Genomic DNA, 14,040 nt, shown 5'->3' on the forward strand with positions numbered 1-14,040 from the left:
TTGAATTCTCAATCTCACTCTGTTCTTAATGCGATTTCGCACTTTTCAACTCACTCACCCAATAAAGTTGCGTTACAAGGTAGGCTCGCAGAAACCCTAACGTATGGAGAGTTAGCAACTTCAATAGAGCTGGTTACTTATCGACTCAACAATGCCTCAGCCAAAGTTTTAGGCTTAGCGATGGATAATTCCCCAGCATGGGCGATTGCTGATTTAGCTGCCATGGATTTAAATTTACCCGTAGTGCCTTTGCCGTATTTCTTTTCTTCAGAGCAAACAATACACGCAATTGAGGATGCCGGTATTAATGTGGTGTTAAGTGATCAACCTATCTTATTCAAGCAAATGCTTGATGATTACAGCAAAAAAATAGTGCAAGAAAAACAGTATCTAATAGAAGATAAAATTATCACTGAATTTATTTTAGATACCAAAATTTTCCATGAGTTGCCAAAAGGCACGGCTAAAATTACCTACACATCAGGAACAACGGGCAAGCCTAAAGGGGTCTGTTTAGAGCAATTGACGTTGAACCGAGTTGCGCTTTCTTTACTTGATGCGACTAAAGCAATGTCTACAGATCGTCACTTAAGTATTTTGCCACTTTCTACATTACTGGAAAATATTGCGGGCTTATATGTGCCACTTTTAGCTGGGGCAACAGCAATATTGATGCCCTCTGCGCAGGTTGGATTATCTGGTGCAACAGGCTTAAATATTGCCAACATGATGGAGGCCTTAAGCACTACTAGAGCCACCACCACGGTGCTTACGCCAGAGTTGCTTAATGCGCTACTGAGTGCCATTGAAGCAGGCTACACCAAGCCACCTCATTTAAGGTTCGTTGCTGTAGGCGGTGCTTCTGTTTCGCCACAGTTGCTTAATCGCGCTGCAGCATTAGATTTACCTGTCTATGAGGGTTATGGATTGTCTGAATGTGCTTCAGTAGTTGCACTGAATACACCCATGAATAGAAAAATAGGCAGCGTAGGAAAGCCATTGCCGCATGTCTCGATTAAGTTAAGTGAGTATGGAGAGATATTGGTAAAAGGTGCTTGTTTGCTCGGCTATGCTGGAGATTTAAACAGCGTGCAGAATAATCAATATTTTGCTACTGGTGACATTGGTCATTTGGATGAGGATGGCTACTTATACATTACGGCGCGTAAAAAGAACCAATTCATCACCTCATTTGGTCGTAATGTCGCACCAGAATGGGTGGAGCGCGAATTAACTGTTTCGCCATTTATCGCCCAAGCAGCGGTGTTTGGCGAGGCAAAACCATGGAATGTGGCGATTATTGTTCCCGCAAAAAACGCTACATCAGCGGATATTGACATCGCCATCGCAAAAATCAACCAATTACTGCCTGATTATGCACGCGTCAGCCAATGGATATTAGCAGACACGCCATTTACTCCGCAAAACAATCAACTTACCGCCAATGGTCGCCTACGCAGAGTAGCTGTGTGGCAACAATATCAAGAAAAAATTGACGAACTTTATAAGGAAAAAAGTTATGCCGTTTTATGAAACACTGCTCAGTGAAACTCAACATGAGCGCGAGTCTTTATTTAGTTTGCCACTCATACAAGCGGGCGCTAGCGGGCAAGTGAGCTTGCCCGCTTACGTCGCTTTTTTAACTGAGGCTTATCACCATGTAAAACACACCGTGCCGCTTTTAATGTTATGCGGTGCTAAATTACCCGAGCGATATGAATGGCTACGTGAAGCCGTTGCTGAGTACATTGAAGAAGAGTTAGGCCATCAAGAATGGATACTCAATGACATTAACGCTTGTGGCGCTGATGCAGAAACCGTGCGTAATGGACAAGCTGGCGTTGCTACGGAAATGATGGTGGCTTATGCCTACGACATGATTAACCGTGTGAATCCCATAGGTTTTTTTGGCATGGTATTGGTGCTAGAAGGCACCAGTGTAGCACTTGCTACCAAAGCGGGTGATTCATTGCAAAACAGTCTTGGTTTGCCTAATAAAGCCTTCAGTTATTTAACTTCACATGGGTCGCTAGATGTTGGTCATACCGAGTTTTATGAAGGGCTTGTGAATAAAATTGAAGACAAAGAAGAGCGCACTTTGCTGATTCATAGTGCTAAAAACTTTTACAAATTGTACGGAGATATTTTCCGCGACTTGGGTAGTAGATTTATACCAACAAACACTTCACCGTCAACTTTACAGCAGGTTGCTGCATGAATTTGCATGGTAAAAACATCATACTTACAGGCGCTGCTGGCGGCATAGGTCAGCCATTAGCATTTGCGCTATCTAAACGCGGCGCTAGATTAGCTTTGGTCGATAGAGATAAAGCGAGAGTTTATGGCTTATGCAATAAAATCAATCAACTAGGTGGAGTAGCTTTTCCAATTGTCACTGATTTTAAAGCGAGTGAAGCTTCACCTAATCCCACGCAAAGGGTAGTAGATGAGGCAGTTCATTTGCTTGGAAGTGTCGATATTTTAATTAATAGTGCCGGCATTCTTGATTTCACTTTGTTTCAAGAACAAGACGCAATGCGTATCGCAGAAATGATGCATATCAATGCAGTTGTACCGCTTCAACTGACGCGTGCTTTGCTACCAAAGTTACTGGCGCAAAATGGCGGTCAAATCGTCAATATTGGTTCTATTTTCGGCTCGATTGGTTTTCCGCATTATGCAGCTTATAGCGCAAGTAAATTTGCTGTGCATGGGTTTTCTCAAGCACTCAGGCGTGAATTGCTAGATACCAACATTACCGTGACCTACATTGCTCCACGCGCCATTAAAACACCCATGAATGACGAAGTTGCTTCAAAAATGTTAGCCGCTACCCAAACCGCCATGGATGAACCGCAAGTGGTCGTCGAAGAAATTATCAAAGCCATAGAAGCTGATAAACAAGAGCATTACATCGGTCAGCCAGAGTCTTTTTTCGCATGGCTTAATGGGTTTTTACCGAGTGTTGTCAGTATGGGTTTAAAGAAACCAACCAGAATCGCGCGTCAATTTATTACGCCTAAGAATTAATACCTAAGACTTAATACATAAGAATTAATACCGTATTTTTAAACAAAGGAAAAAACAGATGAAAAACATGATGTTACTGCTAAGTTTTATTGCGCTATCAAGCCCAGCATTTGCGGATGATAAATTAGATGCTGAAGTTGCCCAAATTCAGCACGAATGGGCTAAAGCGACTTACCAAACACCTAAAGACGCACAAGAGGACGCTTTTAAGCTGCTTATTGAGAAGGCGCACCGAGTTACAACTGCAAATGACAATGCACCAGAAGCCATGATTTGGGAAGCCATTTCAAACAGTGGTTATGCAAAAGCCAAAGGTGGAATTGGTGCTTTAAAGTTTGCTGAAAAAGCGCGTGATTTATTACTCGAATCGCAGAAAACCAGCCCCAATGCCCTACAAGGTTCTGCCTACACAAGTTTAGGCTCTCTTTACTACAAAGTGCCAGGCTGGCCTATTGGTTTTGGTGATAAGAAAAAAGCACGCACGTACTTAGAAAAAGCCCTACAAGTGAATCCCTCTGGCATAGACCCTAATTATTTCTATGCTGACTTTTTAAGCGAGCAGGGCGAGTACGCAAAAGCGGTGGAGTATTACAAAAAAGCTTTAGCCGCAACTGCGCGCCCTGGCCGTGAAGATGCCGATGCAGGCCGTAAGAGCGAGGTTGAAGCAGGCTTGAAAGTTGCAGAGAAAAAAGCGAGTTAACAAATTTAAAAAACCAGCAATTTTATTGATTGACCATTGAATAATTTATAAAGGATTGATATGAAAAAAACTAAAACAATTTTACTCGGAAGTTTGTTAGCCATTGCGACTATTTCAACTGCAGCCTTTGCAGGTGATGAGGGTTTTTATGCAGGTGGCAACATCGGCGTTGGTAAGCCAAATATCAACACACCAAATGGCGAAGATAAAAGCTCATCTGCCGTTGGTGGTATCGTATTAGGTTATAAATTCAACAAATATTTAGGGGTAGAAGGCGAATATACAGGCATTGGTAAAGTCACTGATAAAGTAAGTGGTACGGCAAAAGGTGATGCTGCCAGCATTGCGGCCATTGGCTTTTTACCACTGAATGACGAGTTTAATCTTTACGGCAAGCTCGGTATTGCCGCAACAAAAACTAAGGTGTCATCAAGCCTTGCACCGATGAATGACGATACCAGAACCGCTGTCACTTACGGTTTGGGCGGTGAATATAACCTCAACAAAAATATCGGCATTCGTTTGGGGTGGGATCATTACTCAGCAGCTGTTAAAGATGTGAACAATAGCAAAGATAACTTTGGCGCTAACGTAGTCAGTGTGGGCGCTGTATATAACTTCTAAGGTTTAATGTTAGATTTTCTATTGTAGGAGCGGCTTGTAGCCGCGAACCTTAGCGGAATGCTTATACCGCTACTTTCGGCGCTGCAAGCCCCTCCTACAAGGGTGAGCTTTTTAAGTATTATGTTTAATAGATAATATTCATTTAGCCTGAGCATCTAAGTTCCTCATAATCTAGTAAACTTCGGTGCTATGATGGCATTGAAAGTTTTAGCGCAATTTTGTTTCGTTTTACTAGTGTTGAGTACAGGCTCTTGTACTCAACAACATCCATCCGCATCATCTTCACATGAAATTGTATTTGCCATTGGGCAAATGCCACTGAATTTAGACCCGCGCTATGCCACGGATGCCGCTTCAGAGCGCGTGAATCGATTGGTGTATAAAAGCTTGGTAGATTTTGATGCGCAATCAAAGCCAGCTGCTAGCTTGGCTAGTTGGGTAGAAATTAGTTCAACACAATATAAATTTACCCTAAATAAAAATCGCGCGCTATTCCACAACAAAGCGCCATTAAATGCTAACGACGTAAAAGCCACTTATGATTCTTTAGCTACTTTAAAAGACTCGCCCAATACCGCCGAATTTGCCAATATCAAAAGTATCACCGTGATAGATAATGACACGGTTGAATTTCAGCTCAATCAGGCAGATAAGCACTTTGCCGCCAAGTTGATTATTGGCATTTTGCCAGCCAAACTCATTGCAGAAGGCTATGACTTCTCGCATGCGCCTATAGGTAACGGCGCTTTAAAGTTTGTGTCTTGGCAGAATAAACTCACCTTGCAACGTGTCAACGATGATCAAAAAATCAGCTTAATCGAAGTGAAAGATCCTACCGTGCGTGTATTAAAGTTACTGCATGGCGAGGTAGATTTACTGCAAGGTGAATTGCCACCAGAGCTTGTTAAGTACCTACAAACCAAGCCAGAAGTGACGGTTAAAACCAGCATAGGCGCCAATTTTTCATATTTAGGTTTAAATTTTAAAGACCCAATCTTGCAGCAACTTAAAGTCAGACAAGCCATTGCCCACGCCATAGACCGCAAGCAAATTATCGCCAAAGCCATGATTCAACATAGCCGCGAAGCGGACATGATTTTGCCGCCTGAACATTACACTAACCAAAACACTCAGGCTTTGCCAGCCAATGATTACAACCCAGCCTTAGCCAAACAGTTGTTGCAAGAAGCGGGTATAAAGCTGCCGCTTAAACTGGTGTATAAAACCTCTACAGATGCTCAACGCGTGCGCTTCGCCACGATTTTGCAAGCGCAAATGGCTAAGGCAGGCATAGCCCTTGAAATTCGCAGCTTAGATTGGGGCACGTTTTTTGAAGACGTCAAACAAGGCAATTTCCAATTGTACGGCCTCACGTGGGTAGGCATTAAAACGCCCGAAATTTACGCAAAAGCGTTTGGCTCAAACAGCGCACCACCCAATGGCTTTAACCGTGGCAGATACACAGACGCTGAGCTTGATAAATTATTAGCTGATGAAAACTGGCAAGCCGCAAGCACGCGTATCCGCCAGCAATTGCCTTATGTACCGCTGTGGTACGAAGGGCAGTTTGCCGCCATGCGCAAAGGCATTGCCAATTACAACGCAAAATCGGATGGCAATTGGGATGATTTAGCCAAGATTCAGCATGTGCAAACACCCTAATATTTAGCGTGTGGAAACACACTAAACATGCTAATGTAATGCAAATGAATTACATTTGGAGTCACACCATGAAAACTGCCACTATTCCAGCTTTGCGTGTAGAGCCACAATTAAGAGAAGCCGCGCAAAGCGTGCTGGCCGAAGGCGAAACACTTTCTAGCTTTTTAGAAGAGTCGCTCAAAGCCAATATTGAACGCCGCTTGCATCATCAGGCCTTTATTGCGCGTGGCATTGCCTCCCGTGATGAAGCCAGACGCACAGGAGAATACTATTCAGCAGAAAGCGTATTGGCAGAATTAGATGATATTCTCAATGGAAAATTTGATTGATTTACCAAATTAGATTTACCCGCAATTCAAAAGATGACCTTAAGCGTCTTTACCTATTTTTGTATAAACAAGACAAAAATAGTGCCAAACATGCACGTGATAACATTTACAAAGCCATTGATACGCTTAAAATTTTCCCGTTTACTTGCCGCAAAGCGCAAGCCAATAGCCCATTTCTACGCGAGCTAGTGATAAGCTTTGGCGCCAATGGCTATGTAGCAATGTTTGAAATAGAAGAAGATAACACGGTGACAATTTTAGCGGTGCGCCACCAGCGCGAAGATGATTTTAGGTAACACCTAAAGAATAAAGACTAATACATGACCCTTTTTGATACGCTAAAAACCGCCAAAAGTGAAGAAGACGTTAAAGACGCTTATATCAAAGCGCTTGGCTTAAAAAATCTGTCTAAAAACCTCATTGATATTCAAACCAAAGAAATCTGGTTTGAGGCAAAAGACAAACCCACTTCCACTTACGCCATGTTTACGCAGTTGTTGCATTATGTAGATGCTGCCAATAAAAAAGGCGAAACTTTACCGCCATTTTTAGCGGTGATAGATACCGCCAAAGCCGCGTTGATGAAAACCACCGATGTGATGCCTTTGTTTAAAGACAAAACCATTAAATGGGGCAAATCAGCCAGCCAGTTTGAGCAAACTACCTTAGAACAAGTGTCTACCTATATTGGCACGCATTTTGTCTCGTTTAAAATAGAAACGCACGAGCAAGAGTTTATTCACACCGTTAAACTCGCCATTAAATCAGGCGAGATTATCCGCACGCAAATTACACCAGATAACCTTAAGCAAGTATTTGATAAATGGGTCGCGCTCATCGGCAAAGAGCTTTCAGGCGTGGATGAAACCGATTACGCCTTACTGTTTTTTGCCGACATTATGCACGATGGCAAAACCGCCACGCATGAAAACCTGCCCGCAAGGTTGCTACACGATGGCGAAAAACCTGTGTTTTTACTTGGTGGTAAAACCTACAACCTAGGCAATTACGAAGGCTACCGCCAGTTTTGGATGATTTATCACAAACCGCCACAGCCAGAATACCGCAATTACCTATTAGAACGTCGCGACAGCTTAATCCCGCTAGATGAACGCAGCTTTAAAGGCGCGTATTACACGCCCCTTGCGGTGGTAGATAAAGCTTATGATTTATTAGCCGAAACGCTAGGCAACAACTGGCAAAAAAATTATGTAGTGTGGGATATGTGCTGTGGCGTGGGCAATTTAGAGGTGAAGCACAGCAACCCACGCAATGTGTTTATGAGCACGCTAGACCAAGCCGATATAGATGTAATGAAAGCCAGTAAAACCTGCGTGGCCGCCACGCGCTTTCAATACGATTATTTGAATGACGACATTACTGATGACGGCAAAATAGATTACAGCCTCACCAACAAAGTGCCGCCAGCTTTAAGGCAAGCCATTGCGGAGGGTAAAAAATTATTGGTGTTGATTAATCCGCCTTATGGTGAAACTGGCTCTGGTATAGGCAAAGGAGATATGAATAAAAAGCATGTTGAGCAAACGCGAATCAATGCTTCAATGAAGCCAGCGGAGTCAGGCTACGCAAGCAAAGAGTTGTTTGTTCAGTTCTTAGTGAGAATTGCGCGAGAAATACCTACAGCTACTTTAGCAATGTTCAGCACATTAAAGTATGTCAATGCGCCAAATTTTGAGAAGTTTCGACAAAATTGGCAAGCTAGTTACATGAGTGGTTTTGTTGTACACAGTAAAGCTTTTGATGGGTTAAATGGTGACTTTCCAATTGGTTTTTTGATATGGGAAACCAATCAAAACGTAAAGAAAAAAACACCAATTAAGGAAATCACAACCTTTGTTTTAAATAAAAAAGCTGAACCAATTGGTGAAAAGAAATTTTATAATTTGCCAAATAGTGCTTACTTAAATGTTTGGATGGATAAGCCAAAAACAAACGATCAAATAGCTTTGCCTTTATCAAATGCATTTAAGGTTTCAAGTAACCCTAGACTTAAAAAGTCCTGTGACAATATGTTTGGTTATTTGTACGCAAGCAATAATGATTTGCAACATGCAGTGCAAGAAACGTGTGTCACATCATCTATATTTACTGGTGGCAATGGCGGTGGTGCATATATTAACGAGGAAAACCTATGGCAAGCCGCCATCGTTTTCTCAGTCCGCCGCCTCATTAAACCCACGTGGCTAAACGACCGCGACCAATTCTTACAACCCCCACAACCACTCACCGACGCATTTAAAACCGATTGCTTAATTTGGATGCTGTTTAACGGTAGCAACTTAACCGCTAGCGCCAACGATTTAGAATGGAACGGCAAAAAGTGGTCGATTGTGAACCACTTTATTCCGTTTACCGAGGCTGAAGTAGGCGCGCCAGAACGCTTTGAGAGCGATTTTATGGTGCAGTATTTACAAAATCTACTACCTCTTAAAGCTGCTTCACCCGTCATTTCCGCGAAAGCGGAAATCCAAATTGACCTTGATGTTGGCCTTGGCGTCGACCTTAAACATAAAGCCCACCAAACACCCCAAATGGATTCCCGCGTGCGCGGGAATGACGGCATAAGGGGCAATGAAAGTAGCGACTATTGTGGATTATCCGCAGAAGCCAACGCAGTATTAGCCGAAGGCAAAAAACTCTGGCAAGCCTATTTTAGCCAAACCGATGAACACGGCGTGCGCGAAAGCTTAAAACTTAACCGTAGCGACGTAGGCTGGTATCAAATTCGCAAAGCCTTAGAAGCCCGCAACAGCAATGGCTTTAGCCAACCCGTGAGCTTTGAAGCCTTTAAAAATGCCTATGAAGTATTAGGCGATAAACTTCGTCCACAAGTGTATGAGCTTGGTTTTATGCGGGTATAACAGTGACTTGATGCTAAATTGCATATAATAGAATTTGTTAATGAAACGTTAAGGAGTGGCGCAATGCAAACACAAATGACTGAAAAATTAGAGGCGACTGAGCTTTTAAGAACATTGCCAGAAGATAGTACCTTGGAAGATATTCAATATCATCTTTATGTATTAGAGAAAATTAAACACGGGCAGGCCGATGTGGCGGTTGGTAAACTGCATACACAACAAGAGGTTGCCAGTCACTTAAATAAGTGGCTCTAGGCCAATGGCTTTATTAGTTGTTTGGTCGCAAACCGCATTAGCGGATGTAGATGCAATTGCGGCGTATATTCACAGAGATTCGCCTTTTTATGCAAAAGCGGTGGTTGAAAAGCTGCTTGCGACGGCGCAATCGTTAAATGAGTTTCCCAAAGCGGGTAGTGCAGTGCCCGAGTTAAATCAGGAGAATATTCGTGAGCGATTTGTGTATAGCTATCGTTTAATTTATGAAATTAAGCCAAGTCAAATAGAAGTGCTCACCGTGGTTCATGGCAAACGTTTATTAGAGGTTTAGTACTGTGCGCATTGAAATCTCTATCTCAAATCAAACCTTAACGCTGCTTGATGATTTTGGCGGCGTAAAAGCTAAATACGTCATCTCCACCGCCGCTAACGGCGCTGGTTGCGAGAAAAATAGCGGTTGTACGCCATTAGGGCAGCACATCATTCGCGCTAAAATTGGCGCGGATGCTGCACCAAATACCGTGTTTGTGGGGCGCAGGCCAACAGGTGAAATCTGCACGCCAGCGTTAATGGCTGAATTTCCAAACCGAGATTGGATTTTGACGCGTATTTTGTGGCTATCAGGTAAGGAAGTAGGCAAAAATCGCTTAGGTAATGTGGATACAATGCAGCGTTATATTTATATTCATGGCACACCAGATAGCACTGAGATGGGACAGATTGGCTCGCACGGCTGTATACGCATGCGTAACTGCGAGATAATTGCGTTGTTTGATTTGGTTGCGGTTGGCACGTTGGTGGTAATTTTGGAATGAACCCAGATTATCCATTCAACATAAATTTTCCAACAGTCATCATTGTAGGAGGGGCTTCTAGCCCCGAAAGCAACGGTCAATATAGGCTACAAAGATTCGCGGCTGCAAGCCGCTCCTACAATAGGGCAGGTAGGAGGCACGCCCCCGTGCCGATTAACGGCGGTGATGTGCGCCGCATTGCTTTTCGCGACGAGGGCGTCGCTCCTACAAAGAAAAATCAACTCAACCCAGTCATGTTGATCATTGCGACAGTTAAATATGGGATGGCAGTTTAGGGTGTTTTTAATCAAAAAATTATCAAGCTTGGTTACCGTCATTTTCGGCGTTTTGCTGCTTACATTTTTGCTGATTCATTTGATACCAGGTGACCCAGTGGAGGTGATGCTAGGCGAATCTGCTAGCACAGCGGACCGCGTGCAATTGCGTACTGATTTGGGTTTAGACCAACCGCTCGTCCAGCAGTTTGGCACTTACCTTGCTAAGCTGTCGCAGGGCGATTTAGGTAAGTCTATCCACACAAAAATGCCGATTATCGAGATGGTTAAAACGCGTTATCCAGCCACGGTGAAATTGGCGTTACTATCATTGCTTATTGGCATCGCTTTAGGTGTGCCTATGGGTATTTACGCGGCTTTAAAAGCAAATCATTGGCAAGATATTGTGGTAACGCTAGTCAGCGTGCGACTTTCAGCCATGCCCGCTTTTTGGCTAGGGCCTATGTTGATGCTGATATTCGCCGTGTGGCTGGGCTGGTTGCCGGTGAGTGGTATGGATTCAAATGCTTCGATTATTCTGCCTGCGTTGACATTAGGCTTTGGCTTAAGCGCAATCCTCACTCGTATGACGCGCACCAGTCTGCTTGAGGTGCTGAATGACGATTATATTCGCACCGCTCGCGCCAAAGGTTTAACCGAGCAAACCGTGATTCTGCGCCATGCCTTGCGCGCTGCTTTATTGCCGATTATTACCATTGTTGGCTTACAAATGGGTAGCTTGCTTGCTGGTACGGTGATTACTGAAACAATTTTTTCGTGGGATGGCATCGGGCGCTTATTGGTTGAAAGTATTGAAAAGCGCGATTACCCTGTGACGCAAGCATGTGTGCTGATTGTGGCGTTGAGTTATGTGTTGGTCAATTTGGTCACAGATGTGCTGTATAGACTTGCCGACCCGCGTGTGAAATTTGCTTAATCCAAAATTATCCATTAGCACATGTAGGAGCGACGCCCTCGTCGCGAAATAGCTTTTCGGCACGAGGACGTGCCTCTTACCATCGCGAGTTTTGGAAATAGTATGTTTAAAGGGTATTTAGGCTTAAAAGTTTGAAAAAAAATGAAAAAATTTGCATCCTCCATTTTGTTGTTCTGGCTCGTAGCGGTCATGTTTGGGCGCTTGTTTCAGCTAAACCCTAATGCAATTGATTTAAATGCGATTTTAAGCGCACCTAGTTTTACCTATTTATTAGGCGCAGATGACTTAGGCCGTAGCATATTGGCGCGTCTTTTACGTGGGGTTGAAGTCTCGTTTATTGTTGCGATTTTTGTTACCGCAATTACTATGTTGGTTGGCGTGTGTATTGGCTTACTAGCAGGTTTTTACGGCGGCAAAATAGACCGTGCATTAATGCAAGTAACCGATGTATTTTTAGCTTTTCCTGGCATTTTGCTGGCCATTGCATTTGCGGCGGTGTTAGGCCCAGGGTTGGTGAATTTAATGATTGCTTTAAGCATCACGGGTTGGGTGAGCTACGCAAGACTCACGCGCGGACAAGCGCTAGGGCTGCGAAATCGTCAGCATGTGTTGGCGGCTGAGTCGTTAGGCGCAAGCGTGCCACGGTTGATTTTTAAGCATATTTTGCCATTGCTCACCTCGATACTAGTGGTAGAAGCGACTTACAGCTTAGCTAGTGTGATGATTGCAGAAGCTAGCCTTTCATTTTTGGGCTTAGGCATACAAGCGCCGAATGCCTCTTGGGGCGCAATGCTTCGCGATGGCGTGCGCTATATGCTAATCGCACCACATTATGTGTTAATTGTAGGATTAAGCTTGATGAGTTTGATTTTAGCGATTAACCTAGGCGGCGATTATTTACGTGATAAGTTAGACGTAAGAACAGAACAATAAGTGCTAATGTTGAATAAATGATATTTTGAATAACATCAATAGGAATAATTAAAATGTCAGAAAGCTTAGAAGGGCAACTCTTAATGAATACAGCCGCCGCAGATGATGCAGTACAAACTTTTGTAGGCAAAAATTATGGCTATTATCAGCGTAAATGGCTGTTGGCGCATGGTTCTATTAAAGGCTTTAATGTAGCCGCTTTCTTTTTAGGCGTGGTTTGGATGGTGTATCGCAAAATGTATTTGTATACAGCCATTGTGATGGCGCTGCTGATTATTGATGTGTTGATTGAAACGTACTTTCCACTGCCAGAGGCACTGGGAAAAGCCATTACTTGGGGTATTTACGCTACTTTTGGTATTCTGGGCAATATGATATATAAGTCACACGTGGATAAAAAATTGAATGAAATTTCTACCGCTTTTCCACCAGAACAAGTAAGCGCAGAGCTTGCTAAACAAGGCGGCGTGAACCTAGCTGGTGCATGGGCATTTGGCGTGAGTTTGCTCGTTTTAGTCGGCATTGCCGTTTGGATTATTGTGTCTGAAGTTTAAGTTTTTAAGATTTTAAGATTTTATTTAAAGGGTTTGGCATGTCATTAGGTCCTATTATGTTGGATGTGGTTGGAACAACGCTTACGGCGGAAGATATCCGCCGTTTGCAGCATCCATTGGTGGGTGGTGTTATTTTATTTAAGCGTAATTATGAAAATAATGCGCAATTAGATGCGCTAACGGCGAGCATTCATGCGGTTCGCCAACCACCTCTTTTAATCGCCGTAGATCATGAAGGTGGTCGCGTACAGCGATTTAGAGACGGCTTTACAAAAATTCCACCTATGCGTGAGTTTGGTAAGATTTGGGATACTCATCCGAAAAAAGCCAAAGAATTAGCGGTTGAAGCAGGTTGGATTCTAGCTGCCGAACTACGCGCGCACGGCATTGATTTTAGCTTTACACCTGTGCTGGATATGGATTATGGCGATAGCTTAGTGATTGGCGATAGGGCGTTTCACCTTAAACCTCAAGCGATTAATGATTTAGCTTTTTCATTGATGCAAGGCCTTAAAAAAGGCGGTATGGCGGCGGTGGGTAAGCACTTCCCAGGTCATGGTTTTGTGACGGCAGATTCACACGTGAGCATGCCTGTAGACGACCGCGAGTTTGACCAAATCGCACAAAATGACATGCAGCCTTTTAGAATGCTGATTGACGATGGTATTCAAGCGATTATGCCTGCGCATGTTATTTATTCTAAAGTGGATGATAAACCCGCTGGTTTTTCACCAAAATGGCTACAAAAAGTATTGAGAGAGCGCCTAGGTTTTAACGGTGTGATTTTCAGTGACGATTTAAGTATGGAAGCTGCAACTGCGGGTGGCGATGTGACTACACGCGCTTTAGCCGCTTTAAATGCTGGCTGCGATATGGTGTTGTTATGCAATCAACCTGCGATGGTGGACGAATTGTTGGCGAATCTCAAATGGACAATTTCCGCACAAAGTATTGCAAGGCTTGCGCGTATGCATGGGCAAAGAAATCCACTCAGTTTAGATCAACTGCATGAAACTGCAGACTTTGTAAAAGCGGTGCATCAAGTGGCAGTGGTTGGCAAAAGTGAAGGTGAATTATTTGCCTAAGTAAAAAAGCGGGAGCGCT

17 protein-coding genes are annotated in these 14,040 nt (G+C 43.5%); all 17 read left to right on the forward strand.

Annotation, left to right across the window (positions count from 1 at the left end; genetic code table 11):
• Entirely contained in the window at nucleotides 1-1,533 is a 1,533-nt protein-coding gene (locus PSU78_RS02340; RefSeq protein WP_300383631.1) for an AMP-binding protein, read from the forward strand.
• On the forward strand, nucleotides 1,520-2,218 hold the full coding sequence (locus PSU78_RS02345; protein WP_300383634.1) for an iron-containing redox enzyme family protein: 699 nt from the start codon (nucleotides 1,520-1,522) through the stop codon (nucleotides 2,216-2,218). Before PSU78_RS02340 ends, PSU78_RS02345 begins: the two co-directional genes overlap by 14 nt.
• Entirely contained in the window at nucleotides 2,215-3,030 is an 816-nt protein-coding gene (locus tag PSU78_RS02350) for an SDR family oxidoreductase (RefSeq protein WP_300383637.1), read from the forward strand. The genes PSU78_RS02345 and PSU78_RS02350 overlap by 4 nt, the downstream gene beginning before the upstream one ends.
• Before the next feature lie 58 nt (nucleotides 3,031-3,088).
• Complete coding sequence (locus tag PSU78_RS02355; RefSeq protein ID WP_300383640.1) at nucleotides 3,089-3,730, forward strand: tetratricopeptide repeat protein; 642 nt, start codon at nucleotides 3,089-3,091, stop codon at nucleotides 3,728-3,730.
• 60 nt (nucleotides 3,731-3,790) lie between these two features.
• On the forward strand, nucleotides 3,791-4,354 hold the full coding sequence (locus PSU78_RS02360) for a porin family protein (RefSeq protein ID WP_300383643.1): 564 nt from the start codon (nucleotides 3,791-3,793) through the stop codon (nucleotides 4,352-4,354).
• Nucleotides 4,355-4,543: 189 nt separating this feature from the next.
• Nucleotides 4,544-6,016: an ABC transporter substrate-binding protein gene (locus tag PSU78_RS02365; RefSeq protein WP_300383647.1), complete on the forward strand. Its 1,473-nt coding sequence runs from the start codon at nucleotides 4,544-4,546 to the stop codon at nucleotides 6,014-6,016.
• 68 nt (nucleotides 6,017-6,084) lie between these two features.
• Nucleotides 6,085-6,345 (forward strand): YlcI/YnfO family protein, encoded by a 261-nt coding sequence (locus PSU78_RS02370; protein WP_300383650.1) that lies wholly within the window; start codon nucleotides 6,085-6,087, stop codon nucleotides 6,343-6,345.
• On the forward strand, nucleotides 6,342-6,641 hold the full coding sequence (locus tag PSU78_RS02375) for a type II toxin-antitoxin system RelE/ParE family toxin (protein ID WP_300383653.1): 300 nt from the start codon (nucleotides 6,342-6,344) through the stop codon (nucleotides 6,639-6,641). The genes PSU78_RS02370 and PSU78_RS02375 overlap by 4 nt, the downstream gene beginning before the upstream one ends.
• A 24-nt stretch (nucleotides 6,642-6,665) precedes the next feature.
• Nucleotides 6,666-9,227, forward strand: coding sequence for a hypothetical protein (locus PSU78_RS02380; RefSeq protein ID WP_300383656.1), 2,562 nt, complete (start codon nucleotides 6,666-6,668; stop codon nucleotides 9,225-9,227).
• A gap of 63 nt (nucleotides 9,228-9,290) precedes the next feature.
• A complete protein-coding gene (locus PSU78_RS02385) occupies nucleotides 9,291-9,482 on the forward strand; it encodes a hypothetical protein (RefSeq protein WP_300383659.1) in 192 nt (63 codons plus the stop codon).
• A gap of 4 nt (nucleotides 9,483-9,486) precedes the next feature.
• The gene (locus PSU78_RS02390) at nucleotides 9,487-9,774 is read left to right on the forward strand and encodes a type II toxin-antitoxin system RelE/ParE family toxin (RefSeq protein WP_300383662.1); all 288 of its coding nucleotides are present in this window, start codon (nucleotides 9,487-9,489) and stop codon (nucleotides 9,772-9,774) included.
• 4 nt (nucleotides 9,775-9,778) lie between these two features.
• Nucleotides 9,779-10,258: a L,D-transpeptidase gene (locus PSU78_RS02395; protein WP_300383665.1), complete on the forward strand. Its 480-nt coding sequence runs from the start codon at nucleotides 9,779-9,781 to the stop codon at nucleotides 10,256-10,258.
• Nucleotides 10,259-10,404: 146 nt separating this feature from the next.
• Nucleotides 10,405-10,533, forward strand: coding sequence for a hypothetical protein (locus PSU78_RS02400; RefSeq protein WP_300383668.1), 129 nt, complete (start codon nucleotides 10,405-10,407; stop codon nucleotides 10,531-10,533).
• Nucleotides 10,517-11,449, forward strand: a complete 933-nt coding sequence (nikB, locus tag PSU78_RS02405) for a nickel ABC transporter permease (protein ID WP_300383670.1) — start codon at nucleotides 10,517-10,519, stop codon at nucleotides 11,447-11,449. Before PSU78_RS02400 ends, nikB begins: the two co-directional genes overlap by 17 nt.
• A gap of 141 nt (nucleotides 11,450-11,590) precedes the next feature.
• Nucleotides 11,591-12,382 (forward strand): ABC transporter permease, encoded by a 792-nt coding sequence (locus PSU78_RS02410; protein WP_300383673.1) that lies wholly within the window; start codon nucleotides 11,591-11,593, stop codon nucleotides 12,380-12,382.
• A gap of 53 nt (nucleotides 12,383-12,435) precedes the next feature.
• Nucleotides 12,436-12,936, forward strand: coding sequence for a DUF2628 domain-containing protein (locus tag PSU78_RS02415; protein WP_300383676.1), 501 nt, complete (start codon nucleotides 12,436-12,438; stop codon nucleotides 12,934-12,936).
• 38 nt (nucleotides 12,937-12,974) lie between these two features.
• Nucleotides 12,975-14,021 carry a beta-N-acetylhexosaminidase gene (gene nagZ / locus PSU78_RS02420; RefSeq protein WP_300383679.1) on the forward strand — a complete coding sequence of 349 codons (1,047 nt, stop codon included), beginning with the start codon at nucleotides 12,975-12,977 and terminating at the stop codon, nucleotides 14,019-14,021.
• Nucleotides 14,022-14,040 lie beyond the last annotated feature (19 nt).

It is taken from the genome of Methylotenera sp., assembly GCF_029945705.1.
GTDB lineage: Bacteria > Pseudomonadota > Gammaproteobacteria > Burkholderiales > Methylophilaceae > Methylotenera.